This is a genomic window from Meishania litoralis (assembly GCF_042611095.1).
GTDB classification, from domain to species: domain Bacteria; phylum Bacteroidota; class Bacteroidia; order Flavobacteriales; family Flavobacteriaceae; genus Meishania; species Meishania litoralis.
The window spans coordinates 149,975-175,781 of sequence record NZ_JBHFPV010000004.1; the positions used below are offsets into that span (position 1 = coordinate 149,975).

The 25,807-nt window shown below is 41.3% G+C and carries 21 protein-coding genes and 1 tRNA gene; 10 read left to right on the top strand and 12 right to left on the bottom strand.

The features are described from left to right. From ACEZ3G_RS14285 to ACEZ3G_RS14325, 9 genes are all read left to right on the top strand, one after another. Positions 1-1,200, top strand: coding sequence for an FtsW/RodA/SpoVE family cell cycle protein (locus ACEZ3G_RS14285; RefSeq protein WP_432426192.1), 1,200 nt, complete (start codon positions 1-3; stop codon positions 1,198-1,200). Further along, positions 1,187-2,329 (top strand): undecaprenyldiphospho-muramoylpentapeptide beta-N-acetylglucosaminyltransferase, encoded by a 1,143-nt coding sequence (gene murG, locus ACEZ3G_RS14290; protein ID WP_432426193.1) that lies wholly within the window; start codon positions 1,187-1,189, stop codon positions 2,327-2,329. The genes ACEZ3G_RS14285 and murG overlap by 14 nt, the downstream gene beginning before the upstream one ends. 8 nt (positions 2,330-2,337) lie before the next feature. Beyond that, complete coding sequence (gene murC / locus ACEZ3G_RS14295; protein ID WP_432426194.1) at positions 2,338-3,690, top strand: UDP-N-acetylmuramate--L-alanine ligase; 1,353 nt, start codon at positions 2,338-2,340, stop codon at positions 3,688-3,690. Beyond that, positions 3,680-4,399, top strand: a complete 720-nt coding sequence (locus tag ACEZ3G_RS14300) for a cell division protein FtsQ/DivIB (RefSeq protein ID WP_432426195.1) — start codon at positions 3,680-3,682, stop codon at positions 4,397-4,399. Before murC ends, ACEZ3G_RS14300 begins: the two co-directional genes overlap by 11 nt. A 9-nt stretch (positions 4,400-4,408) precedes the next feature. Then, a complete protein-coding gene (gene ftsA / locus ACEZ3G_RS14305; RefSeq protein WP_432426196.1) occupies positions 4,409-5,737 on the top strand; it encodes a cell division protein FtsA in 1,329 nt (442 codons plus the stop codon). A 44-nt stretch (positions 5,738-5,781) separates the two neighbouring features. Beyond that, positions 5,782-7,698 carry a cell division protein FtsZ gene (gene ftsZ / locus ACEZ3G_RS14310; RefSeq protein WP_432426197.1) on the top strand — a complete coding sequence of 639 codons (1,917 nt, stop codon included), beginning with the start codon at positions 5,782-5,784 and terminating at the stop codon, positions 7,696-7,698. Positions 7,699-7,796: 98 nt separating this feature from the next. Then, positions 7,797-8,243 carry a GatB/YqeY domain-containing protein gene (locus ACEZ3G_RS14315; protein WP_432426198.1) on the top strand — a complete coding sequence of 149 codons (447 nt, stop codon included), beginning with the start codon at positions 7,797-7,799 and terminating at the stop codon, positions 8,241-8,243. 24 nt (positions 8,244-8,267) lie between these two features. Then, on the top strand, positions 8,268-8,585 hold the full coding sequence (locus ACEZ3G_RS14320; RefSeq protein ID WP_432426199.1) for a GIY-YIG nuclease family protein: 318 nt from the start codon (positions 8,268-8,270) through the stop codon (positions 8,583-8,585). Continuing rightward, positions 8,563-8,636, top strand: a tRNA-Arg gene (locus ACEZ3G_RS14325). The genes ACEZ3G_RS14320 and ACEZ3G_RS14325 overlap by 23 nt, the downstream gene beginning before the upstream one ends. Positions 8,637-8,673: 37 nt before the next feature. Here ACEZ3G_RS14325 and ACEZ3G_RS14330 read toward each other — a convergent pair. Continuing rightward, positions 8,674-9,069: a hypothetical protein gene (locus tag ACEZ3G_RS14330; protein ID WP_432426200.1), complete on the bottom strand. Its 396-nt coding sequence runs from the start codon at positions 9,067-9,069 to the stop codon at positions 8,674-8,676. A 312-nt stretch (positions 9,070-9,381) separates the two neighbouring features. On the opposite strand from ACEZ3G_RS14330, the gene ACEZ3G_RS14335 reads away from it, so the two are divergent. Beyond that, entirely contained in the window at positions 9,382-9,720 is a 339-nt protein-coding gene (locus ACEZ3G_RS14335; protein WP_432426201.1) for a hypothetical protein, read from the top strand. 154 nt (positions 9,721-9,874) lie between these two features. On the opposite strand, the gene ACEZ3G_RS14340 is transcribed toward ACEZ3G_RS14335, so the two are convergent. The 11 genes from ACEZ3G_RS14340 to ACEZ3G_RS14390 all read right to left on the bottom strand — a co-directional run bounded on the left by ACEZ3G_RS14340 (position 9,875) and on the right by ACEZ3G_RS14390 (position 25,725). Beyond that, a complete protein-coding gene (locus ACEZ3G_RS14340; protein WP_432426202.1) occupies positions 9,875-11,686 on the bottom strand; it encodes a C1 family peptidase in 1,812 nt (603 codons plus the stop codon). 247 nt (positions 11,687-11,933) lie between these two features. Beyond that, entirely contained in the window at positions 11,934-14,822 is a 2,889-nt protein-coding gene (locus ACEZ3G_RS14345) for a hemopexin repeat-containing protein (protein WP_432426203.1), read from the bottom strand. Between the two features lie 11 nt (positions 14,823-14,833). Then, the gene (locus ACEZ3G_RS14350; protein ID WP_432426204.1) at positions 14,834-15,325 is read right to left on the bottom strand and encodes a hypothetical protein; all 492 of its coding nucleotides are present in this window, start codon (positions 15,323-15,325) and stop codon (positions 14,834-14,836) included. Positions 15,326-15,461: 136 nt separating this feature from the next. After that, positions 15,462-16,307, bottom strand: coding sequence for an AraC family transcriptional regulator (locus ACEZ3G_RS14355; RefSeq protein WP_432426205.1), 846 nt, complete (start codon positions 16,305-16,307; stop codon positions 15,462-15,464). A gap of 220 nt (positions 16,308-16,527) precedes the next feature. Continuing rightward, positions 16,528-17,499: a YpdA family putative bacillithiol disulfide reductase gene (locus ACEZ3G_RS14360; protein ID WP_432426206.1), complete on the bottom strand. Its 972-nt coding sequence runs from the start codon at positions 17,497-17,499 to the stop codon at positions 16,528-16,530. Further along, entirely contained in the window at positions 17,499-18,158 is a 660-nt protein-coding gene (rpe, locus tag ACEZ3G_RS14365) for a ribulose-phosphate 3-epimerase (protein ID WP_432426207.1), read from the bottom strand. Before rpe ends, ACEZ3G_RS14360 begins: the two co-directional genes overlap by 1 nt. Positions 18,159-18,249: 91 nt before the next feature. Further along, positions 18,250-19,062 carry a methyltransferase domain-containing protein gene (locus ACEZ3G_RS14370; RefSeq protein WP_432426208.1) on the bottom strand — a complete coding sequence of 271 codons (813 nt, stop codon included), beginning with the start codon at positions 19,060-19,062 and terminating at the stop codon, positions 18,250-18,252. Between the two features lie 17 nt (positions 19,063-19,079). Then, positions 19,080-20,018 carry a tetratricopeptide repeat protein gene (locus ACEZ3G_RS14375; protein ID WP_432426209.1) on the bottom strand — a complete coding sequence of 313 codons (939 nt, stop codon included), beginning with the start codon at positions 20,016-20,018 and terminating at the stop codon, positions 19,080-19,082. 128 nt (positions 20,019-20,146) lie between these two features. After that, entirely contained in the window at positions 20,147-21,241 is a 1,095-nt protein-coding gene (locus ACEZ3G_RS14380) for a DmpA family aminopeptidase (RefSeq protein WP_432426210.1), read from the bottom strand. Between the two features lie 95 nt (positions 21,242-21,336). After that, positions 21,337-23,991: a c-type cytochrome gene (locus tag ACEZ3G_RS14385; protein ID WP_432426211.1), complete on the bottom strand. Its 2,655-nt coding sequence runs from the start codon at positions 23,989-23,991 to the stop codon at positions 21,337-21,339. Positions 23,992-24,108: 117 nt separating this feature from the next. Further along, a complete protein-coding gene (locus ACEZ3G_RS14390; protein ID WP_432426212.1) occupies positions 24,109-25,725 on the bottom strand; it encodes a hypothetical protein in 1,617 nt (538 codons plus the stop codon). Between the last annotated feature and the right edge of the window lie 82 nt (positions 25,726-25,807).

Below are 25,807 nucleotides of genomic sequence, written 5' to 3' on the forward strand. Positions count from 1 at the left end.
GTGATTAAAGTTTTTAAAAATATTAAAGGTGACAAAGCACTTTGGGCGGTAGTGGCCCTTTTGGGGTTATTCTCGTTCCTTCCGGTATATAGTGCCAGTAGTAACTTGGTCTATGTCGTTGGCAGTGGTACGCCCATGGGTTGGTTGGTCAAACATGCCGTTCTTTTGTTTTTGGGCTTCGGTATCATTTATGGCGTTCACCGCATTCCTACACATTTTTTTAAAGGTCTTTCTCTTATCGCAATGCCCATCGTTATTATTCTATTGGCTTTCACATTGGCCCAGGGCACTACTGTCGAAGGTGCCAATGCGAGCCGATGGATCCGTTTACCTTTAATTGGTATAAAATTTCAGGCATCGACCTTGGCGGCCGTGGTCCTGATGATTTATGTGGCCAGATACTTGACAAAGGTCCAAGATAAGGTCGTGACCTTTACGGAAAGTATCTTGCCCTTGTGGGTTCCTGTTTTCTTGACCGTGGTACTCATTTTGCCGGCTAATTTCTCGACTGCGGCGATTATTTTTTCCATGGTATTGTTGCTCTGTTTTTTAGGAGGATATCCTATTAAATATTTGATAGGAATCGTAGGAACGGGAATCCTGTTTTTGACAATTTTTATACTTATGGCCAAGGCATTTCCAGATATGTTTCCGAACCGGGTGGATACCTGGACGAGTCGTATAGAAAGTTTTTGGAACCCTGAGGATAGCGAAGATGTATACCAAATAGAAAAGGCGAAGATTGCTATCGCTTCAGGAGGTCTTGTAGGCAAAGGGGCCGGTAAGAGCGTTCAAAAAAACTTTCTGCCGCAGAGCTCCTCTGATTTCATATACGCCATCATTGTTGAAGAATATGGCCTCTTGGGCGGTTTTGTGCTGATGTTCTTTTATATGTTCCTGTTGTTCAGAATTGTTGTCATAGCCAATGGGGCGCCTACAATTTTCGGAAAATTATTGGCATTGGGGGTTGGTTTGCCCATTATTTTTCAGGCACTTATAAATATGGCGGTGGCCGTCGAACTGTTTCCGGTGACCGGACAGAATTTGCCGTTGATCAGTAGTGGCGGTACTTCGGGGTGGATGACTTGCTTGGCTATTGGCATTATTTTGAGCGTGAGCAACAAGAATATAATATCTGAAAAAGAGGCGGTAGATATGAACAGTAATAATCCATTGGAGGTTCTAAGTGGGCAATTATAGGTTCATACTTTCGGGCGGGGGTACCGGTGGCCACATTTACCCGGCCATCGCGATCGCCAACGAGTTGAAAAGAAGGCATCCTGATGCCAAGTTTTTGTTTGTTGGTGCGAAGGATAGAATGGAAATGGAGAAGGTGCCCCAAGCAGGGTACGAAATAGAAGGATTATGGATTACAGGGTTGCAACGGAAACTGACCCTTAAAAATTTAATGTTCCCCTTTAAACTGATAAGTAGTTTGGTGAAGTCAGGCAAAATAGTTTCGCGGTTTAGGCCCCATGCGGTTGTGGGCACAGGAGGCTTTGCCAGTGGCCCTTTATTGAAGGTGGCGTCAGGGCGGGGCATTCCCTGTGTATTGCAAGAACAAAATTCGTTCGCGGGCATTACCAACAAATTGCTGAAAGATAAAGTCGCCAAAATATGTGTGGCCTATGACGGTATGGAAAAGTTCTTTCCGGCTGATAAGATCGTGAAGACCGGCAATCCGGTCCGTGGCGATTTGGTCGATCTGCAAAAGGACAATCAAGAAGCCGTGGATTTTTTCGGACTGGATAGAACAAAACCCATCCTGTTGATTCTGGGGGGGAGTCTAGGTGCCAGAAGAATCAATCAACTGATCGAACAAAAACTCGACTTTTTTAAAGCAAAGGGGGTTCAAGTGATATGGCAATGTGGCAAACTTTATTTTGATGAGTACAAGAAATATGGATCACAAGATGTAAAGGTCTTTGATTTTCTAAATCGAATGGATTTTGCCTATATAGCCGCAGATATGATCATCTCAAGGGCGGGGGCCGGTTCGGTCTCTGAATTATGTATCGTTGGTAAACCGGTAATATTCATTCCCTCGCCGAACGTTGCCGAGGATCACCAGACCAAGAATGCGGAAGCGTTGGTTGGCCAGAACGCGGCGATTCTCATTAAGGAAAAAGAATTGGATACGGAATTCGATTCGGTGTTCTCAAGTTTGTACGAATCAAAAGAAAAACAGCGGGCATTGGGCCTGAATATTAAAAAACTGGCCATGCCAAGGGCTACCGACCATATCGTTGACGAAATAGAGCGATTATTGGCGAATGGTAAACAGCAAACGGTAAGCAAAAACCATCAAGAAACAACCATCAAAGAATAACGGATATTTTGAACCTGAATAACATACATAACGTCTATTTTATCGGTATCGGGGGCATCGGTATGTCGGCGTTGGCCCGTTATTTCAAGTTCGTTGGCAAAAATGTAGCGGGATACGACAAGACCGAAACACCTTTGACCAAAGTGTTGGGAGATTTGCATATAGATATCCATTACGACGACAATATTGATTTGATACCGCAAGGATTTGATAAGGTTGACGATACATTGGTCGTATATACTCCGGCAGTCCCGAATAGTCATTCTGAATATCAATATTTCTTATCAAATGATTTCGAGGTCAAAAAGCGGTCCGAGGTTTTGGGCCTTATAACGAAAGATACATTTTGCTTCGCCGTCGCAGGAACGCATGGAAAGACCACGACATCAAGTATACTGGCACATTTGCTCAAAGAGGCGGGCACCCCCTTTACGGCGTTTTTAGGAGGTATATCAGAAGATTTCAACAGCAACTTTCTTTTTGAGGGCGCTGATTATTCGGTTGTTGAGGCCGATGAGTTCGACCGTTCTTTTTTGCGATTGTTTCCCGATGTGGCCTGTGTGACCTCGATGGATGCAGACCATTTGGATATATATGGAGATCACGATGCCCTCAAAAAATCTTTTCAAGAATTTGTCGAACGAATAGCGCCCGACGGAAAATTATTTGTTCGCAATGGATTGCCGCTTAAAGGAATTACCTATGGTATAGAAGACGATTCTGATTACTGTATCAGAAATTTAAAAATACAACATGGCGCCTACATTTTTGACTTGCATACTCCCGATGCTACCCTATCGGGAGTAAAATTCAACAAGCCCGGAAAGCATAATCTGCTTAATGGACTGGTCGCTTTTGCAATGGCGGAACAAGCTGGTTCCCCCCGGCACCGCCTTGCAGGGGCTTTGGAAACTTTTAAAGGGGTGCAACGAAGGTTTTCATACCATATCAAAGAAGACAACTTTATTTTTATCGATGACTACGCCCATCACCCGGCAGAGATCAGTGCGGTCTATGATGCTATTGGTGAAATGCATCCAGGTAAACGTGTACTTGCTATTTTTCAGCCCCACCTATTCTCAAGAACGAAAGATTTTGCCGATGAGTTTGCCAAGAGCTTGTCGAAATTTGACAGCGTTGCGCTGCTTGATATCTATCCGGCAAGAGAAGAACCGATCGAAGGCATTACCTCACAATGGTTATTGGATAAAATAGAAAATCAGAACAAAACCCTGATCGATAAATCAAAGATCATGGATGAAATTAAAAAACAAAATCCCGAAGTACTGGTCACCATGGGTGCAGGTGACATCGGACTCGAAATATCAAAAATCAAAAAAGAACTGGATCATGCGCATTAATTGGGACTATATCAAATTAATGGCCCTTCTCTTGGTCATTTTCGGCCTCTTCGCATTCTCGAACGAAAGAAGTAAAAAAAGGGCTGTCACAGGTATTAACGTGGAATTCGTTGGTGATCAGAACCTTTATATAACAGAGGCCATGGTTAATAAATTGTTAATACAAAAATATGGGAGCCTCACGAACATGCCCAAAGAAAAATTAGTTTTGAATACTATGGAAGAGGTCATTGAGACCAATAAAATGGTAAAGAACGCCCAAGTGTATCTTACTGTAAATGGGGAGCTTACGTCTAAGATCGTTCAGCGACGGCCAATCGGAAGAATTGAGGGGAGTACAAAGTTTTATCTTGATGATGAGGGAAAACGCATGCCGTTATCCATGAGCCACTCCGCAAGAGTGCCCATCATAACAGGTAAGATTACGGGCAAAAGTCTAGAGGATGTCTATGAAATTCTAAAGTACATCAACGATGACAATTTCCTTAGAAAAAATGTAATCGGCATACATGTCGAAGACGAAGAAAATTATCAATTGAAATTCAGAATGGAAAACTTCGTGGTAAACCTTGGCGGTATCGATAATCTCGAGGAAAAGTTCAAGAATTTCAAGGCTTTTTACATAAAGGCCGATAAAGACAGTACGCTCGATGACTTTGCCATAGTAAGTCTTGAGTTCAACAATCAGGTAGTGTGCACAAAAATATAAATCAATCAAATGGAACAGGGTAATTATTCAGTAGGGCTTGACATAGGAACGACAAAGATCGTTGCCATAATTGGTCGTAAAAATGAATATGGTAAAATCGAGATATTGGGCATCGGTAGGTCCAAAAGTCTTGGTGTTCACAGAGGTGTGGTGAACAATATTACCCAAACCATAAAATCGATCCAACAGGCGGTCGAAGAGGCCGAGGTCAACTCAGGCCTAAAAATAGGTTCGGTGGTCGTCGGTATCGCAGGACAACATATTAGAAGCTTACAGCATAGTGACTACATTACCCGGTCCGATTCGGAGGAAGTGATCAATGAAAATGATCTTGATAAATTGGTGAACCAGGTATATAAATTGGTCATGTTGCCTGGTGAAGAGATTATTCATGTTCTCCCACAGGAGTATAAGGTCGATGGGCAGGCCGAAATCAAACAACCCATCGGAATGTACGGTGGTAGGCTCGAAGCAAACTTTCATGTGGTCGTTGGCCAAGTGTCGTCGATCAAGAACGTAGGCAGGTGTATCAAGAGCGCCGGGTTGGATCTCGGTAATATTACATTGGAACCGTTGGCCTCATCTGAAGCCGTATTAAGCCAAGAAGAAAAGGAAGCTGGTGTTGCATTGATAGATATAGGTGGCGGAACCACGGATCTCGCCATATTCAAGGATGGTATTATCCGTCATACCGCGGTAATCCCTTTTGGTGGCGGCGTGATTACCGAAGATATCAAAGAGGGGTGCTCGATAATCGAAAAACAGGCCGAATTGCTGAAAATCAAATTCGGTTCGGCATGGCCCGGTGAAAACAAGGATAATGAAATCGTATCCATCCCAGGTTTAAGGGGAAGGGAGCCCAAGGAGATTACGCTTAAGAATCTATCAAAGATCATTCATGCGCGTGTGGTCGAAATTATAGAGCAGGTCTATGTTGAAATTAAGAACTATGGCCATGAGGAACAGAAAAAGAAATTAATTGCAGGTATTGTACTTACAGGCGGCGGGAGTCAGTTAAAGCACCTAAAACAATTGGTCGAGTACATTACGGGAATGGATACCAGAATCGGGTACCCGAACGAGCATTTGGCCGGAGATACCGATGAAGAAATCGCCAGTCCGCTATATGCGACGGCAGTGGGCCTTTTGATGAATGCCGTTCAAAACGAGGCAAAAGGAAAGACTATCGGCAAAAGAGATGTAGAAGAAGTACATGAAATGGCCTATGCCGGGCATGATGAAGAGGCCGGAGCAACTGCCAAAGTGAAAAGAGAGCGTAAATCGGTTTTTGATAAGTGGTCTGAAAAGCTAAAGGATTTTTTGGATAACGCCGAGTAGATAATGCGAATAAACAATAACCAGTAATACATAATACAACTACTATGAGCAACGACATGGAATTAGAAGGAATCGCTTTTGACCTTCCAAAGAACCAAAGCAATGTTATTAAAGTCATCGGGGTCGGTGGAGGAGGAAGCAACGCCATAAACCACATGTTCCAAGCTGGAATCAATGGTGTTGATTTCGTGATTCTCAACACGGATCAGCAGGCGTTGACCAATAGCACCGTGCCCAATAAAATCCAACTGGGAGTTTCATTGACCGAAGGACTGGGTGCCGGAGCGAACCCAGAGGTAGGCGAGCAAGCGGCTTTGGAAAGTATGGAAGATATCAAGAACATGTTGGACCATAATACAAAAATGGTCTTTATAACTGCCGGTATGGGTGGGGGAACAGGTACTGGTGCTGCTCCCGTTATCGCCAAACAGGCAAAGGAAATGGATATTCTTACCGTAGGAATCGTAACCATGCCATTTCAATTTGAAGGCAATATGCGTTGTCAACAAGCCCAGGTAGGTATCGAAAAACTTAGAAGTAATGTTGACTCGCTCATAGTCATCAACAATAATAAGTTACGTGAAGTATATGGTAATTTAGGGTTCAAGGCCGGTTTTTCAAAAGCCGATGAAGTTCTGGCTACCGCTGCCCGCGGAATTGCCGAGGTGATTACCCATCATTATACACAGAACATAGATTTACGTGACGCCAAGACGGTGCTATCGAATAGCGGTACTGCCATTATGGGGTCGGCCATGGCATCGGGATCCGCAAGGGCCAATGAGGCGATAATGAAAGCACTTGATTCCCCCTTGTTGAACGATAATAAGATTACTGGCGCCAAAAATGTACTGCTGTTGATCGTTTCGGGTACTTCAGAGATTACCATTGATGAAATTGGCGAAATCAATGATCATATTCAGATCGAGGCCGGTCATGGCGCGAACATCATTATGGGTGTGGGTGAAGATGAAGATTTAGGAGACGCCATTGCGGTTACCGTGATTGCCACAGGGTTCAATGTCGATCAACAAGATGACATTGTAAATACCGAATCGAAGAAGATTATCCATACCTTGGAAGATGAACAAAAAGCGGTACATAATCTATCTTCCGGTAACGTTGTTCATCAACTGGGAGATGTTGAAGTTTTCGAAGAGCCTATTTTGAAGGACTTTGGAGGTGAAGATGAAATGGAGTTGATTCCGACCTCTAACTACATTAGAAACTTCAATGTTTTCTATGATGAGGTATTGGCAGAAAATGTTTCGGAAGATGACTTCGTAATCATTGAATCGAAGAATGAAATTGAAAACTCCAAGGTCGGTGATCGGAACGTGCCACCTACAAGGCAAGTTGAAGAGGACCAAATCGAAATGAGTTTCGATTTGCCGTTGGTCAATTCGGAAGATGATGAAGAATATACGGACAATGTAATTACGTTTGACCTTGATGAAGAAGTGAAAGATCTTGACGTGAACGATCATATCGAGGTGATTCCGGTATTGGAGTACAATAAAGAAGGAGAGACTCGATATAGCCTTGACGACTATATGGAATTGGAGAATAGCCTTACCGGGGCCAAATCAAAAGCGGAAGAATTCGAACCCAAGATCATTGAAGACGAATTGGTCTTTGAAAGAAAGGTTGTGTCTATGGATCAAGCGCAACAAACTTTCGATGACAAACAAATCGATCCAATGGATACGCCTCTTGAAGAATTGTTGAAACAAAGGGCCGATGAGCGTCGAAGAAAGCTTAAAGATTTCAATTATAAGTTTCAAAATCAAGTGAACAATATTGACGAAATTGAAAAACAGCCAGCGTATAAACGTCAGGGTGTCAACCTAAACGATATACCACAGGAAAAAAAAGTATCTAGAACGACTTTAGGAGAGGATAGTAATGGTGAGATCCAATTGCGATCCAATAATTCTTTTCTAAACGACAATGTAGATTAAGGCTAGTTCAAATTAAGTTTTCCCATAACCATAAACCCGAAAATACCGATTATTTTCGGGTTTATTTTTTATCTTTGCACTCCTAAAAACTGTATGCTATGGGCTTACAACAAGAGGTAATGGAACAGATGAAAATTGCGATGAAAGCTAAGGATAGTGTTGCCTTAGAGTCATTGAGAGCAATAAAGTCGGCGTTGTTATTGGCCAATACGGAAAGTGGCGCAGGTGAACTTACCGAAGCGGACGAGATTAAATTAGTCCAGAAATTGGTCAAGCAACGAAAAGACAGTGCGGCCATATTTACCGAACAGGGCAGGGCCGATTTGGCGGAACCCGAATTGGCGCAGGCCGCGGTCATTGAAAAATTCCTTCCAGAACAATTGACGCAAGAAGAAATAGAGAAAGTAGTGATTATGGCCATCGATTCGATGGGTGCCTCGGGCATGAAAGATATGGGAAAGGTAATGGGAGTCGTATCCAAAGAATTGGCCGGCCAAGCCGATGGTAAAACGATTTCTACAATTGTAAAGAATAAATTATCTTAGCCGACGCTAAAATGAAGAGGCCGCGTGGCGCAATCCGCCATAGGCGGACGCGCTGAATACGGGCCCGACCCGGTCGGGGCGCATCAGATGGAGTATTATGTTTATGTTTTGAAGAGTATCGATTTTGGAAGGAATTATGTTGGATTTACAAGAAATGTTGAGAAACGTTTAAGACAACATAATTCAGGGAAGACAAAATCGACTAAACCATATGTTCCTTGGAGAATACTTTTTATAGAGACTTTTGAGATTAAGGAAGACGCTTTGGCAAGGGAGAAGTTCTTAAAAACAGGAAAAGGAAGAGAATATATTAAGAATCGGCCGCGTGGCGCAACTGAATAGCGCATCAGATTTCGGCTCTGAGGGTTGGGGGTTTGAATCCCTCCGCGGTCACGAATGAACCACAAAAAAGTGGAAATATGAGCGAGTTTCAAAAATGAAGCTCGCTTCTTTTTTGAAGAAGGCGAATGTTTCGTTTTGTGGTTTTCAAAACGGAGCTCAAGGGAAAACCGAAGGTAATCCCTCCGCGGTCACGAATAAATAAGAAAGCAAGCAAAATAATAGCTTGCTTTTTTGATTTTGTGGGATTTTGATTTTCAATGCGGATAGTTATAGGGAAAGGAGCGGCCAATCCCTCCGCGGTCACGAAGTTAACTCCACATATTGGGGTTGTTATGCTTGAAATAAGTAAATGCAGCTTTTTTGCGTTTTCAATGTGGAGCGGTGTAGCTAAAGACACAGCCTTCACCTCCGCGGTCACATAAAAGACTAACTTTAAGTTTATATATTTTATGGATAGCCCAATATATACAATAAAGGGGTTCATGGGGCCCTACCCTTTTTTGAAGGCATTATTGTAAAATTATTAGCCAAGCTGGAATACTTTTATTTTGGGTTAGCGTTTTTTTGATTAAGCGCGTACTTGCATAAACAACCCCATAATAATGCAAATTTGAATGAGGTTCATAGGATTATCTCATGTGAACTATCGGTTCTAAAGGATTAGATGCGCCCGAACCTCAAGCACAAGTATTTTTTAGCAATATATTCTTAATTTGCATGAATAATGCTCAAAACTAAAAAGTTAAACTAAACACTTTGATCAAACAACCACCCTTCTAAAATCAAAATTAGATCCATGGATGACAAAGCAAAATTTGTTTATGAAAATCTAGAAAAGAAATCGAACGCAATATCCGGATTCGTAATTCTTCAAAGTTTAGCTCTTGCATATCAATTTTCAAAAGCTGATTTCATCCTAAAAATCAAGGAAATAAACTTTGTCAACTATATCATAATCGGACGCGTAATACTTCTAGTCTTTGCCATCATCTCGATTATTTTGATTAATAAAAAAATGAATCGAAACATTGGGAATTTAAAAGATGAGGTTTTTTCAACGCAATCAAACTTGGTTAAAATCTGCCTTATCCTATTTTTTGGGGTAATCCCAATTTATGTGCTGTTTCATTCTTGACCGAACTGCAAAAAGGAGTAGTAAAGGCTAAAAAAGTTTCAGATAAGCTTATGTTTATGGAAGCTTTGCTTTAAGGGATTCTTATACCACTCTTATTTTGTACAAACTTTTTGATTAGCCATCCCACAATCTTCAAAGAAACCATGCATTTCTGTTAGTCTATTTCTAGGCCTTTCCAACCGCCGGGTAAATCGGTTGGAGCTTTATCCATTTGGTATGTTTTTAATCTAAGATACCTGTTCCCTTTAAAAAAATAGTTCTTTTCGGAATCAGGATAGTAAAATGACGCACCTATATTTTCATGAAAAGTATCATCCATTTTCCAACCTCCGGGAAGCGTTTTTGGGGTTTCATATCCATCATCTATTGTTGTCCCTCGAAATCTGACATATTTGTTTCCCTTGAAAAAATAGGTAAAACCGTTAGTATAAATGGCCGCATCAATACCAGAGGCAAAGTCTGCCGGCAGCCCTTTCCATCCTCCAGGGAGGTCCAGGGGATATTTTGCATCAACAACGTACCCTTTTCCAGATTGGCTGTTCGTTTCTTGATTTTCGGCAAGTTCTTCACGATTTTCTTCCCAATCCATGGTATTTGATTGAGGGGTAAATCGCACATATTCATGACCCTTGAAAAAATAAATTTGTCCAGTAGGGGGATAAAAGAGCGCTGCGTCAATACCTTCTTGAAAATGATTTGGCAACCCCTTCCATCCTTTATTAATTTCTCTGGGATAGCCCTTGTCTATTTTTGTTCCCGTAAAGCGAGAATATCTATTTCCAGAAAAAAAATAGGAATGGCCATTGTGATATATGGCCGCATCAATGATATGTTCCGAACCTTTTTTAGTTGGCGGGTCTGGAATGGTTACTTTAGTTTTATCCTCATCATTGCCATTTCCCCTATCATCACCGGTGCCATCATCGCCTTTGCCATCGATAGTACTGCCCCCACCGTTACCTTTTTTATCATCAGTTTTCCTAATATCATCGTCAATGTCATCTCCGCTCTCATCCCCTTTCCCTCGGCCATCGCCAGTGCCATCATCAACTTTTCCATCTATTGTGCTACCATCTCCGTTTCCTTTTTTATTATCGGTGCTTCCGATACCATTTTTATCTTCATTGTCACCTGTGATTACAATATCACCCGTAATGCCGATATCTTCTTTGTTAAATATACAAATGCTTGAAGCTCCAATATTTAGAAATTCATAGTTTACCCAAGCAAATCCTTCTTCACCCCAATCCGTTCCCCAAGAATTTTTTATGAGCCAAGCTTTTTTAGCATTGTCCCATCCAATTATCTGAATTAAATGAAGGGCTGAAGATGGACTATATCCTCCATTATAATTAAAAACTCCTCCAGCATATTTTTTAAACTCATCATTTACAATAATTGTGCTTGAAACCGCACCATATCGATATAGGGCATATTTAATATGTATGACCATTTCACTTATTTTATCAGCATCATAATCTCCCCAAACACGCTTGAATCCACCTATTTTGTAAAACTCAGAATTCTGGTTAACCGGATCCGTACACTGTTTTTTTTCTCTGTCATAATCGCGGTAGTTTTCCTCTTTTGGCAGATAGGCTGTTTTTAAGAAACCTAGTGCTTGTACTATTGATCCCTTGCCACTGTCACCTGCTTCAGAACAATCTAATACAAACTGTTCAGATAGGTCAAGGTCTTTATTTGAGGATTTGTCCTCTATTAATATGGCTGTCTCAGCAAGCGAAGTGGCCACAAAGGCCCAATTGCAACCGCAAATACCTTGATTTTTGGGGATTGTGACAACTTGGTGTTCCCTTAGATCAAAAGACCTTAACTGTTCGATTTCCGTTAATCTTTTACCTGTCACTAGACTAATATCATCTGCAACCAATTTAATTTCTGGTGAACCTTCAAGTCCCTTACCCTTGACATGACCGGTAATCCAATCTGTTTTTAATTCATACATGCCCGTGTATCCAACTTGAAAGGTCCAGTTCTCATTTTTTCCTTTGAGCCGGAGTTCTTTTAAGTCCTGTTTAATTCTGGCCGAAGCACCGGCCTCACGTTTTACATATTCTTTGGCCAATGGAGGCATTTGGGCAATTATTTCACCGCTCACAATAATGAACGACATTACAAGCAGTTTTCGAATGAAATCCTCAAATCTTCTAAAATGGTAATTTTTATATGTACTCATTACTAATTCAATATTGTTAATATGACTGAAGCGTAAAATTGCCCGTGACCTGTAAATCCTTATTATAGGTTGGAATCGAAATTTTTTCTATCCCATCGGATACGTCTGAAAGAAAGATTTCTTTCGACCCGTTCCAGTGTTCATTGCCAAGTGTTTTTTTATCTACATAGTGCCATTCGATTCGAACGTAGGCACCCTTTAATTCATTTTTATCTTTAAACTCATGGTTCACCGCTTTGCCAACGATAATGGATTTATGGGTAGTTGCTTGTCCTGCATCGACATCCCAGATCCCTCGTACTTCTTTGACCTTTTTTCTATCGTTATTACAAAAAGAGATGTTTATACTTCCGTATAAATCAGCATTTCCTGCTACGCCAATTTCATCAACTGTAAGTTTCCATTTTAGTTGGTTGGCCGTACAATTTCTTATGGCATACTTCGAAGTTAGGCTGACCTTTGCATTTGATTTATCCTTTAAAAATTTCATGGTGTAAGATACTGGCACCACATCCCTATCTGTTTGTGGTGCTGTTTTAATATAGTTGAGAAAATCATTATAGTTACCCGTGATACCGGCAGCTGCTTTGTTCGGGTCGCCACCGGCAATGTAAACCTTAACAGTGGAATTTTTAATCACCTCACTTTTGCTCAATTTTGCCTCGATTTCAGCTGTTGTATACCTTCCTGAAAAATAAGTGCTCAAAGCATCAATAGATTCATCGGATTCAATACTCATGTACGCACGTCGCCCATAGGTAATGGAGGAAACGTACATTGGCATGGTATTATAGAAATCAATATTTGATGGGTCTTTGATCCACTGCTTATAGCTTCCGATATCATCCATGGACATGGTAAAACATTTTTGGGCAAATTCTATGACCAGCCGATGCTTTTTTTTGGTCGATGACATGCTCATGCCTGCACTAATGCTATACAAACCCGCATTATAACTGCCTCCAAAACTTAACCGAAACTGTTTTTCACTATAAACCTCATCTTCCTTATATGATGAACTGAGATTTGGTATTTGGCCTCGCGGTATACTTCTTAGAATTTTGTTTACATTATCATTGATATGCGATTGCGCCAGGGTATTTGAGATCGTGGCACTGGCGATTTTTGCCTGTGATACATTGTTGATTTTTATTGTATAGGGATTTCGGGGGAAACTCAATAATTTATACTCACCGGTAGGAATACTTGTTCCGTCAACAATTGCACCCAGCCATATAACTTCACTAGTTGGATTTAACAAAACCTGTTCTGGGGATACCAGTTTTTCGTCAACGTGCGTTGTAACGCACTCGTAATTACCTTCTTCCTTTGGTTCGTCCTTTTTTTCTGTTCTATTCGGTTTTTCTTTGCTCGATTCAGGCAATACAGCTATATCAATACCATCATTATTTCCATTGGCAGAACTCTTAAACGGTCTTTTGCGGACGGGCAGCTTCCATAAATCTGCTGGTCTGGCTTCATAAAAGGGCTCGACCTGTGGTAACTCCTTCAAAGAAAATGAAGCACCTTCCGTGGCGTAACCATGTAAAGCCACCATAGATTGGTCTCCGGAAAAGAGCGTTTGACCTACCAATAGCCCTATAGCTGCTTGTATTTCATTGTTGTATCCTTTTGGCAGACCTTTGAATAAATCCTTTGTACTACCCGAAGCAACTTTTTTCCAATTATGGAATGCCACAAAAGACTTGTTTTTTACCAAAATTACATAGGTTTTACCTTCCCCGCCTACGGTAAATGCCGCATCGATGTCGGAATAGAACGACTTGGGAAGGCCTTCCCAATTGCCCGGGAATGTTCTGGGATATCCCTCGTCCACTTTTCGACCGGTAATTCGTAAATATTGATTTCCTTTAATCAAATAGGTTTTTTTATTCCCGATGTAAAAAGCTGCATCAATGTCGGCGTGAAATTCTTTAGGTAGGCCCTGCCAATTTCCTGGTAAGGCCAATGGATAACCATTGGCAAGCTTTGGTTCCTTTTTGCCACTCAAATCAGGTGTATATTTGTAATACTTGTCATCCGCAAAAATATAGGTGCCCATATCGGGAATATAAACTCCCGCATCCGCTGAAATTTTTGAATAATCAGGCGGGGCAAGGTTATATAGTTTTACGTGCCAATCGTTCATTGAATTTATTCCGCCAAAGGCCACTTGAGAGCGACGGGCGAAACTTAGCCCATCTGATGTTTCGTTCAACTTATTGCCCAAAGCGGTTACGTAATTATTACCGCTAATTAGAAATGTCCCAATGGGATTTTCAAGCATTGCATCTATTTTTATATTAAAAGGAGAAGGTAGATTCGCGTTCCACAGATCTTTCACATTTCCGTCCAACACTTGAAGTTTGAAATTCTTGTAGCTCACATATTTGTTGCCTTTTACAAGTATGATATGCCCTTCCACTCCATCCTCTCCAGGATAATACATCGCAGCGTCAATATCTTCGGAAAACCCTGAAGGCAAACTTTGCCAACCACCCGGCAACTTTCTGGGAAAACCTTCCATCACCTTTATACCTTTTAACCTAACATATTGGCTTCCCTTGAAAAAAAAGGTGGTCTCACTGGGGGGGTGGTATACCGCTGCATCTATTCCTGAAAGAAAGCTGTCAGGCAACCCTTGCCAACCACCGGGCAGTTTTTTTGGATAGCCGGCCAATAGCACCCGTTCATTATTTATCATTTCGTATTTATAGTACTCGCTGCCCCGAAAAAGATAAAGACCAAGCCCAGGAATGTTGACGGCGGCCATCGGTGAAGTTCCGGCAATATTTTCATCTAAACCTTTTTGTTCGATGGATTTTCCGTAATGTCCTGTCGATGTTTTTTCTAGGGAAAAACACAACATAACAAGGATGGTCAGGTGTACAAGAAAATTCTTCATAAGATTCATTATTATTTAAAATAATCTGGGCAGAGGGACTTATGATAGTACATGAGATGACCCCTACCGTTAAAGTTAAAAACGAGGATATATTCTTTACTTTCACGAAAAAGCTTTTCGTAAAATGCCAAATCCGATGTTTCGTATACGGGAGGCCCTATATTTATAAATTCCTGACCAGGAATTTGGGTTTTGCCCGATATTTCAATTGACATGCCTTTTTTATTTGTGGGCACCGTAAGGTTTGAACTGGGCAAATATTGAATGTTTATGACTTCGATGGGCCAAAATTTATCACTCCAATATGTATAGAAATTTGGGTAAAGAGGATTGAAGTTTCCCAGACCTATATAGTTTGGATTTAACGATTTCGCCACTGGCAAACTCCGAAAGGTGACAGTTTTCTTGGAGGCTCCATTATCACCTGTTTTTGCATTGTTGTCCTGGGCATGCGATGACAATAAAAATAGGATGACGATTAACCCAAAAACAATTTTCTTCATAGTTCTGAATGCTTGAAGGGGGATCTAGGGGTAAAAACCTAAAAAATAATAGCGATAAGAATACAGTTAAGATGAAATTAAGGCAAAGAATTCCCTCCTTGTTGTATAAATCGGTCTTTTCTTTGAGAAAGGTAAGCTAATCGATTTTCAATATGAGAGGATCGTCAATCCAAACTTCTTTAAAGAAATTGAATTTGTCCAAATGAAACTTAGTTGGGGCGTGGCCACAATATTTTTTGAAATCTCTTGAAAAATGGGCAATGTCAAAATAGCCATAGTATGCGCCAAGTGATATAAAATCATTCTTGTTTTGAGAATTCATTTCTGAAAATAAATAATTGAAACGTATGATTCTGGTATAGACCGATGGGGTAACCCCAACAATTTCTTTGAATTTTTTACGGAAGTATCTAATACTTATGTTAAGTTTTGACGCCAAGTCTTGGATTTTTACGCAGCCTTTTGCTTTCAAAATTTTATCTACTGCAATATCTATTATGTTTGATTCAAATTTTTTGTCATTCAAATGTTCAATTAGACCATTTTCAAAGATTTCTATCCGCTGATTTATTTTCAAATCTTTTCGCAATAGATTGCCGAATAGGTCTTGGCTATTCTTGATGACAATCTCAAGGTCCATTACCTCATCTTCCAAAGTTGATACGTCAATTCCAAAAATATGCCAAACGGCCGTAGGTCTGAGGCAGATTACAAAGGCCTCGAAAAACTTGTCCTTTGAGGTAATATTGGCACTACTGACCTGTTGCCCGGTAAAATACATTTTGGGTAGTTCAATAGTCTTATTTAAAATATTATTATGAATAGTGAAATCTCCTGAGTGTTTGAAGACTATAAAAGGGTGGCCACTTGGCAGAGACATTTCGCTATATGGCCTTACTCTTGAATTCGACCCTCCACCTACTACATACATCATTGTTATGTAATGGTCTAACTCTTTCCGGTTAGGCTTATGAACTTCCATTATCTATAAGGCCTATTAATGAGAAAAAATACAACTAGTTGATTTTGATATATTTAAATATACGCTTTTTGATTTAGTTAATACCAAATGTTGCTGGGTTCAAAAGTTCTATAGAAAATTAAATTTTTTTTACCTCTAAACCTTTTAAGAAATTACTGTATAAGATACACCTTAGGGAATTTCGGTAATCAAAAAAGTATAGGCCTGATTGGAACTTAAATCAAAAAAGTTCTTTCTTAAGAAGATGCTCAATAATGAGTTTGGCATGTATCCGCGAATTTTCGATGAACCATTTATGTGTTTCCATGCCCCCGCAGATCACTCCGGCGAGGTATAATCCCTTGACGTTGGTCTCCATGGTTTCAGGATCATAATTGGGAAGTCTTTTTTCATCATCGGAGAGTTCGATTCCCAAGTTTTCCAAAAATTCAAAATTGGGCATATAGCCCGTGAGTGCGAGCACAAAGTCGTTTTTAAGTTCAATGGTACCTTCTGGTGTGTCTATGACAATCTTGTTCTGCTTGATTTCCTTAACCGTAGCGTTATAATAGGCCTTAATGCTCCCCTCCTCAATACGGTTGATGATATCGGGCCGTACCCAATATTTGACCCGTTGACCGACTTCAGGCCCACGAATGATCAGACTTACATCGGATCCCTTTCGCCAACATTCCAAAGCTGCATCGATAGCGGAATTACTTGCACCGATGACGGCTAATTTTTGACTCGCATAAAAATGAGGGTCCTTGTAGTAATGGGAAACTTTGGGAAGATCTTCACCGGGTACATTGAGCAAATTGGGAAGATCGTAGAAGCCTGTTGCGATAATCACATTGGTGGCCGTAAATGTGTTTTTGTCGGTCCGAACTTCGAATTGGTTATCCGATTTTGCGACTTTTTCTACCTTTTCAAATAGGCGGATGTTCAATTGGTTACCGGTCACGATACGACGGTAATATTCCAAGGCTTCATTGCGTTTGGGTTTGGCCTCTTTGCTGATAAAGGGTATATCATCGATTTCCAGCCGCTCGGAAGACGAAAAGAACTGCATGTTCACGGGATAATTGAAAAGGGAATTTACGATCGGCCCTTTTTCGAGAATGATATACTTCAATCCTTTTTTCTTTGCCTCAAGGCCACAGGCAATTCCGATCGGCCCTCCCCCAACAATTACAATATCGAATTGTGCCATTACGAAGTAATTTCCTTTAGCTCTTGTATGGTCAGGGTAGGATTTTCACTTTTAAAGACAAAACTGCCGGCCACTAGAACATCGGCTCCGGCATTTATAAGGGCTTTGGCATTTTTTGAGGTAACACCACCGTCCACTTCAATAAGTGTCTTTGCCCTTTTATGTTGGATCAAGGCTTTTAAATCGCGCACCTTTTTATAGGTGTTTTCGATAAAGGACTGTCCTCCAAACCCCGGATTTACACTCATCATGCAGACCAGGTCGATGTCGTTGATGGTGTCTTCGAGAACATTGATGTTGGTATGCGGATTCAAAGCTACCCCCGCCTTCATTCCTTCAGATTTTATGGCCTGTAGACTTTTATGTAAGTGGGTACAGGCTTCATAGTGCACGGTAAGCACATGGGCGCCCAATTCGGCAAAAGTCTTGATATAGCGGTCTGGATCGATGATCATCAAATGCACGTCCAAAGGCTTAACGGCATGCTCTCCAATAGCTTTCATTACGGGCATTCCATAGGAAATATTAGGTACAAAAACGCCATCCATAATATCTAAATGGTGCCAATCGGCCATGCTGTTCTCGACCATTTCTACATCACGTTGAAGATTGCCGAAATCGGCGGCGAGAAGAGAAGGTGCTATTTTAATAGTGCTCATTTGCTTGTGAGGATTTTTACAAAAGTAGTGAAATGATATGTCGAACGGTGTACATAACATTTCAAAATAACAGGTTGGCCGCGTTTATTCGCTACACTTTTTCGGCAATAACCTCTGACATTAGGCAAGTGCAGATTGAAGCCCCGGGAATTTTTTTCAATTCCCCCATTTCTGAAAGTGCTTTTCTCACCTCATCATCGGTCAGGTAGTTTTGAGGCACTAGGCGCGGAAAGTAACTTTCGAAAAAGGTTTTTGGCCATTGCCATACCCCGTTATCTGGAGTACCTATTTTAGACATTGGTCGAAAACCGACTATCTTCATGCCAATATCGTGTAACATCTTGGGAAGATGTCTTCCGATATCGACCTCCGAATCGGAATCTTTGAAACTTTTTAACGCCATGGCGATGGCTTTTGCCAACGACTCTTTTCTAGGCTCCGTTTGAAGGGTAGACCAATCATAGTATTCTTGAATGACCATTCTACCGCCCGGTTTCAACGCCTTATGGACTTTGGCAAGTATTTCTTCGGGATTCGGGATCCATGCCAAGGCCCAGCGGCAGTACATACCATCCAAGCTTTCGGGTTCAAGCGCCATTTGGTCAAAATCCGAATGGATCGCCCTGATATTCAGGCTGTAATTTTGTCTTACCTGTTTCAAAAATTCTATATATGCTTCCGACTTGTCGATACCGATGACCTCTCCTTTTTGGCCCACAAGAAATGCCAATTCCTTGGTGCAGTAGCCAGGTCCGCACCCCAGATCGAGAATCGTTTGTCCAGCTTTAAAATTTGCCGATTTCCACCCTTGTTGGGCTTCTTCGGCCCAAACTTGGTGCTGCACGCCCAACCTAAAAAGTTCCTCCCTGTCCGTTCCTAAAATGTAAGCTTTGTTTTCTGCCATGGATAATGTTCGAAGATTTAGTTGAAATAATGGGTCAGATCACTTTCTGCGGCAATATAACCAAACGAGGTAAAAGCCTTGCTTTCGATCAGTGCTTCCATGGCTTCTTTTGCCTTTGCTTTTTCACCGTTATAGAAATACCAATTCGAGAGCCCATAGGCAATGGCGTCTCCGGTTGGGTTTCCCGTAACCGTATTTTCAAGTGAGTCAAGAGATATCAGCCCTTTATATAGCTTACAAAGCTTATGATAACTTTGATTTTCAATGACGTTCATTTCATTCATTATCGGATCCAGCATTTTGTTGGCTATTTCTTCGTTGCCAAGCCGACGTTGGATCATATAGAGCCAATGGGTACTTGAAACGATATTGTCGGGCAGTTCGCCCGATTGTCTACATTTTATGTACGCATCAAAGGCCTTTTCATAATCATGTTTGAGGTAGTAGGCCAAACCTAAATGATACCAAATATTGCCATGCAGCGTACTTACCGGAATATTCTTTGCATTCGGAATGCCATCGGGCTCTACTGCGTTTTCCGTGCCTGCAATTAATTGTGCGGCTGTTTCAAGATCGGCAATTGCCTCATCGAACTTTCGGATCGAAATGTACCGATGTCCACGATGTCTATAGAATCGCGCATCTTCGGGAAATTTCCTAATCCCTTCCGAGAAGATATTTATGGCATCTTCATAATTTCCTAAATAGGCCGTTCTTCTGCCATACCAAATAATATTATCGGCGTTATCCTCGTCCTTTTCATAATCTTTTTTGGCCGAATCATATTGGGATATCATTTTCGGGGATGGTTCCGGCAATGAAAACTCCTTGCCCAATGGTGTTTTAAAAGTATTTTGCCTTTCTATGGTTGCTACTTTTTCCTTGTTATTCCCTTTACAGCCTGTAATTAATGGAAGAAAAAAGAAGACCAATACCGAAAATCGTATGGTACCCATTTTACTTGATTATAGTTTTTGCTTGTTCGTTTTCTGCGCAACAAATTTAGAGCGAAATTTGGATCGGAAAATTTTCTGGATATTTTTAGTCGGCGTTAATTTATTGATTTAGAAAGATCACATTGAGATTAATCCTTGAGTTTATTGTATTTTTTCATAAGGGATAGAACCGTATCGATTGGAATCGACGATATTTTGTGACCGTCTCTCCCAAGCATCGTTTCAGCTGTGAAGAGCGAGTTTAAAATTGCTTCTTCAGTCGCTTCTATGGTTGCTAGAAATAAGGGGGACAATCCGTCGTTACGCAAAATTTTGGTTTCGCGAAGCAACGAATCACTGGAATGGGGAATCAAGTTGCTTTTGGCCGTTGACATGGCGATGACATAGTCTCCACTACCGTTGGAGGCAATGCCCCCTGTTTTTGCCAATCCCATAATCGCTCTTTTGGCGAGACGCTCTAAATTTCTTGAACTTAGTGGGGCATCCGTAACAACGACCATCATACAAGAGCCATCGACATCATAATTGAACTGCCTTGGAATATTGCCCAATTCTTTGGCAACGGGTACTCCATTGATTTCAAGTACGCCACCGAAATTTGTTTGCACCAAAACGCCGACAGTATAACTGCCAAAAGATTCGGGTGCAATTCGTGAAGATGTCCCGATTCCGCCTTTGAAACCAAAACACACAGTTCCGGTGCCCGCACCGACATTGCCCTCTTCAACAGGGCCGTTCTTGGCATTTTTAATGGCGGCAATAACATGTTCATGTTTTACATGCCTTCCTCGTATGTCGTTCAAATAGCCATCGTTTGTTTCCCCTACTACGGAGTTGACTGACCTGACGGTTGTATTTCCCTGTTGATCCAACGTATAACCTATCAACGCATCTGAAGCTGTTGGTACGCTCAAGGTATTCGTGAGAACAACGGGAGTCTCAATATTTCCCAATTCTTTGACTTGGCTGTAACCGGCTAATTTTCCAAAACCGTTACCTATATATATGGCCGCCGGAACTTTTAATTGAAAGATATTGTCAGAATGGGGCAGTATGGCCGTTACCCCGGTTCTTATGCTATCGCCCATAATTAAGGTAGTATGGCCTACCAGAACCCCCTCGACGTCGGTTATCGCATTGTAAGCCCCTGTTTTTAAAACACCGATTTCAATACCGTAGTCCCTTATTCTTTTTCCTTGGGAGAAAACTTGCGTTACGGCCATCAGAATAAAGATTTGTAGCCACCTAAAAGGAATCACATGTTTCGGCATTATGTTTTTCCATTAAAGAAACTATTTAACTTTTCGATTCTTGATTACTACTCGCTCTTTTTGCCCGTATAGATTTCATGGTTTTCATCTCCGCCCGACAATAGGTATGCATAGAGGTCTATGATTTCTTCATCGTTCAGGCGATTCAAAAGTCCTGGAGGCATCGGCGAAACCGGCGAAAGCTCTTGTCTCTCAACATCGGTCTTGGCCAATTTTGAGGTGTAAGACGGGTTATATGGATTTGTCATAATGTTCAGGGAATCACCCGAATCGGACAACAACCTTCCGATAACCTGCGAACCATCTTTTTTATGGAAAACAGTATTCGCATATTGATCCGAAATCTCGTCGCTAGGGCTTATGAGCGAAAAAGTCAGGTCGTAACTGCTGAATTTGGAATGTATTTGTGTGAGGTCAGGCCCTGTGGCCCCTCCTTCTCCTTTCATTCTATGGCATGAAATGCACAAGGCGGCCCGATAGGCCCTTTCTCCTTTTGCAATGGTACTTTTGTATTCCTTACTTTTTTCCCAATAAATACTATTGGCATTCTGCATGGTGTAATTCTGACCAGGGCCTATGGGTTTGGGAAGATCTGCCAAAGCATCGGTTGGAGAATAGATACCCGAGAGCCTCTCATAGTATTCCCTTTCTGCTTTTGGCACATGTGTCATGGCCTTCTGTCGTACATTCTCGATATAGGCCTTAAAGCTCATGCCACCTTTTGCATTCATCACATCGAAAAACCACTTGAAGTATTTTTCACGGGCTTCTTTCGTCCAACCTTCATCGGCATGGCTCAATAACATGCCGTAGTAAATCGATTCGCTCGGGGGCATTTTGGCAATAACATCGCGAATGAGCGGCCCGTACTGCTCACTTCTTAAAGTGGCCTCTTCGGAAAGCATTTCAACACCCTCGGTAATCGTATTTTCCTTGGCATGTCTTTCGAGTAGGTCGGCCAAATTTTCGGTAACACCATCTGCCTTGAGGAACAACAATAATTGCCCAAGTTCTCGGTTAATGGTATTGTTGGCGTGCGGGAAATAAGAATTTAATTTGCGGCCGGTCGCATCTCCAATACCAGCTTCGGGTTCGCCCATTCTTATGAATAAGAGGGCATAGGTGCGTAACAGTGCAACTTGATCATGTTTTGAAAGTGATTCAAGATTCAGTTGGTTCAATTTTTCGAGTATGTTCTTTTGTAAACTTTTATCACCTTGATGCGCTAGGGCAATTCCGGCCTCGATGATTTTTGTAGGGTCTTGTTCACTAAAAAAACGATCTTGCCATTGTGCGGTCGGTTGATGTTCTAATGCGATTCGCGATGCATAGCGGATAAACCGATCCTTATGGTTCAGATTATTCCAAGCCAATGGAATGGCTTCTTCCGATTTTTCTATATGATATCGCTCAATATTATGTCTTAGTTCGCGGAGTTTTTCCGATTCCGAATCCACTATTTTTGCTTCAGTTGTTTCCTCATTTCCAGTATATCGTAATCGAAATAGGTGCGAATCGATCCGGCGGCCCCCGGTGGCAAAATATAGGTTTCCGTCAATGCCTGCGATCATATCGGTCAAGGGTAGGGGAGTGCCTGACAGAAATTCTTCCCGAGTGCCCGTATAACTGCTGCCATTGGGCTGCAGGTCGATAAAATAGATGGTGCCGAAACTCCAATCCATGATAAGAAGTCCGTTTTTGTACTTCGATGGAAAATTTAGGGTGTTCCCTGCTAGAACCGCCGTCGGCGAACCTTGTTCTAGATTATGAACAGCTGGAAGATTATCAGGATAGTAAGCCGGCCATTTGCCGGATCCCGTACGCCATCCGTATTCACCGCCACTGGTCACATGGCATATTCTCGTTGGGCGGTACCAAGGCATTCCTATATCCCACTCCATATCGGCATCATAGGCGAAAAGTTCACCGTCTTGATTGAATGCCATATCAAAAGGATTTCGGTATCCTGCGGAGATAAGCTCCCAATCCGTTCCATCCGGATTGAACTTCGCGACCCACCCTCCAGGAGCCTTGATGTCATTGGCGTGTCCACGGGCATCTAAATAAGGTTCGAAAAGATTGTCTTCGCCCCAATTGGTAGGCAACAAGCTATTTTCCTTCAATGTTTCGGGTACCAAAACATGATTCCCGGCAATAAAATAGATTTGTGTACCATCTGGTGAAAGCACAAAACTATGTGGCCCGTGTTCGCCGGCACCGTTTAATTTTAATAACATTTCGGTTTTGTCGAGCGTACCGTCGCCATCGGTATCCGTTAGACGATACACCCCACTACCATATTCCTTTTCATCGGGCAGGTCGTCGCTCCAATTTTTATTTACCGCAACGTAAAGGCTGTTGAAGGCCCAAAGTAGGCCATGGGCATGACCAATTTTAAGATTTAGCGGTATTATTTCATCGGCATTTATGACGCTGCCTTCCGATGGTGCTTTGAACTTATATATTTTTCCGTACTGATCGCAGGAAAAAAGCCAATTGTCCGGACCTTGGGCTAAAGCGACCCATGATCCCTGTTCATTCTCACTCGGGCTGTAGAGTTCCTCTAGTTCAAATCCATTGGGTACGTTTAATGATATGTCATCTATCGTAATCTTTTGGGGTTCGATAGAATGAACTTCTTTTTCTTGCTTGCATGAAATAAAAAAATAAATAAGGGCGATTAATTGGGTGGCCTTCTTCATACCTGAAATTTAATGTAACTAATATACCAAAAATACCTTTTAATGAGCCCAATGAAAATAAGGACGGCGATGGTATAAGATCTTGAGTGAAACAAAAGTTCGTTACCGCACTATTTATTACTTCATATAAACCTTTATCCAATCAGTAAATGCCTTCGCATTTTTAGAGGCCTCAGGTGCAGTATCTGAAAATGGTTTTTTTTCTTCTGCCAATGCCTTAAAGTAATCGGAAAACATGTATGCAGAAATTTCGTTGGGATGGTCAAGACCTCTTGAGGTCGGGAAAGAATTCTTATAGAAGGGAATGTCATCAACGGTTTTATAATTAGGATTTTGTAATGAGTCTTTTTGAACGAAGTAATTGCCGTTCATTTTTCTTATGATAAAAACCTTATCTACGAAGTCTTTGCCCATAACAGGAATTCCCTTGCCTTTCTTCAAAAGTGTGCGCAACCAATAATACGAATCTTTATCTACGGGATTCGAAATTAGCCACTCTGCAATAGGTGCATCAGGATTTGATACCTGATCAACTTTAATACTTTCATCGACCGTAATATCTGCGCGTACAAAATTCCAATTCTCGGTATAGAGTTTTGTAAATCTTGACTTATATGTTCGCTGTAGCGAGTGCATTTGCTCGTGTACCAAGAGCCCGCCTAATTTGACGACAAGTGCTTGCTCATCTTCAGGAGTCATATTTTCGCTCCATTCCTTTGTCAAATAGTCGATATGCCTTTGGCTTAAAATAATATAAGTTCCTCTGGTATGGGCGAAGCCACCACATAACCAATCCTCTATTTTTATGAAACGCCATGGTTGATCCGCCATCAGCGAAATACTATTTTTTTCAAGAATTTCTATTACCCTTTCGGTAACATATGAAATACACTTTTTTTCCTTTGGTGTAAAATTGGTAACTGCCGAGGCGAATTTTTTTCTTGCAAACACTCGGGCACTATCAACTTGCTGCAATGGAGGATTCTCTCCTACAAAAGCTGATATTTCACGAATCTGGAGTTGAGAAAAATAGGGTTCAAAAGTTTCGTCCAAAATGGCGATTTCTCCTTTTTCTTTCTTCAGAAAATCTATTCTGGGGTGTACCAAATTGCTTTTGCGAACGATATCGATTTGATAATCGGTAAGACTATATTTTGGATCAATACGATCTTTGAAATTCCCATCACCTTGAATATTAGGAACATCGTCTGGTATATTATCATCATCAATAATATGCTTAAGGGAAAGATTATGCCCTACTTCATGGGCGATTACAAAAGCTTGCATGTATTTAAGTTCACGGTCATCCTCTTCTTCGGTACGCTCTCCTAAAGCTATAAATGTAAAGTTTCCATTCATCATCCCCCTTCCTAGAGGTCCTTTATTTCCATCTACCGCGTTAACGAAAAACATGTTGACCACATCATCTTGTCCTCTCAATATTCCTTCTTTTCTCACATTTTCGACTATTTCATCAAGATTGATTAGACCATCTCTGGTCTTGGTGTCATTGTAGAAAATAGGTTCCAGAAAGCGAAAATCGACCCCTGCTTTTTCGTACGATCTATCAACTAGTTCTTCTGGAACAGCAATGGAGGCCGGATTGTCACCTTTGTCGCTTTGTACTACTATCGGTTGAATGATAAGCACATAGGGTGAACTAGTTTTTTTTTGTTGAGAACATCCTAAAAAATGGATTGTAATCAATAAGAATCCAAGAATAGCATGTTTCATACAAATTCTAATTTGTTGTACGGCCAAAATAAACTTTTATTTTTTTTAAAACAATGATTAAGTTTCAAGGCCATTGAACAAA

Coding starts and splice junctions, on each gene's coding strand:
- ftsZ (WP_432426197.1), top strand. CDS start 5,782: ATGAGCAACGACATGGAATTAGAAGGAATCGCTTTTGACCTTCCAAAG.
- ACEZ3G_RS14335 (WP_432426201.1), top strand. CDS start 9,382: ATGGATGACAAAGCAAAATTTGTTTATGAAAATCTAGAAAAGAAATCG.
- ACEZ3G_RS14375 (WP_432426209.1), bottom strand. CDS start 20,018: ATGGGTACCATACGATTTTCGGTATTGGTCTTCTTTTTTCTTCCATTA.
- ACEZ3G_RS14300 (WP_432426195.1), top strand. CDS start 3,680: ATGCGCATTAATTGGGACTATATCAAATTAATGGCCCTTCTCTTGGTC.
- ACEZ3G_RS14380 (WP_432426210.1), bottom strand. CDS start 21,241: ATGGCCGTAACGCAAGTTTTCTCCCAAGGAAAAAGAATAAGGGACTAC.
- ACEZ3G_RS14360 (WP_432426206.1), bottom strand. CDS start 17,499: ATGGCACAATTCGATATTGTAATTGTTGGGGGAGGGCCGATCGGAATT.
- rpe (WP_432426207.1), bottom strand. CDS start 18,158: ATGAGCACTATTAAAATAGCACCTTCTCTTCTCGCCGCCGATTTCGGC.
- ftsA (WP_432426196.1), top strand. CDS start 4,409: ATGGAACAGGGTAATTATTCAGTAGGGCTTGACATAGGAACGACAAAG.
- ACEZ3G_RS14340 (WP_432426202.1), bottom strand. CDS start 11,686: ATGTATGAATTAAAAACAGATTGGATTACCGGTCATGTCAAGGGTAAG.
- ACEZ3G_RS14370 (WP_432426208.1), bottom strand. CDS start 19,062: ATGGCAGAAAACAAAGCTTACATTTTAGGAACGGACAGGGAGGAACTT.
- ACEZ3G_RS14345 (WP_432426203.1), bottom strand. CDS start 14,822: ATGAAGAATTTTCTTGTACACCTGACCATCCTTGTTATGTTGTGTTTT.
- ACEZ3G_RS14330 (WP_432426200.1), bottom strand. CDS start 9,069: ATGAACCCCTTTATTGTATATATTGGGCTATCCATAAAATATATAAAC.
- ACEZ3G_RS14315 (WP_432426198.1), top strand. CDS start 7,797: ATGGGCTTACAACAAGAGGTAATGGAACAGATGAAAATTGCGATGAAA.
- ACEZ3G_RS14355 (WP_432426205.1), bottom strand. CDS start 16,307: ATGGAAGTTCATAAGCCTAACCGGAAAGAGTTAGACCATTACATAACA.
- ACEZ3G_RS14390 (WP_432426212.1), bottom strand. CDS start 25,725: ATGAAACATGCTATTCTTGGATTCTTATTGATTACAATCCATTTTTTA.
- ACEZ3G_RS14350 (WP_432426204.1), bottom strand. CDS start 15,325: ATGAAGAAAATTGTTTTTGGGTTAATCGTCATCCTATTTTTATTGTCA.
- ACEZ3G_RS14385 (WP_432426211.1), bottom strand. CDS start 23,991: ATGAAGAAGGCCACCCAATTAATCGCCCTTATTTATTTTTTTATTTCA.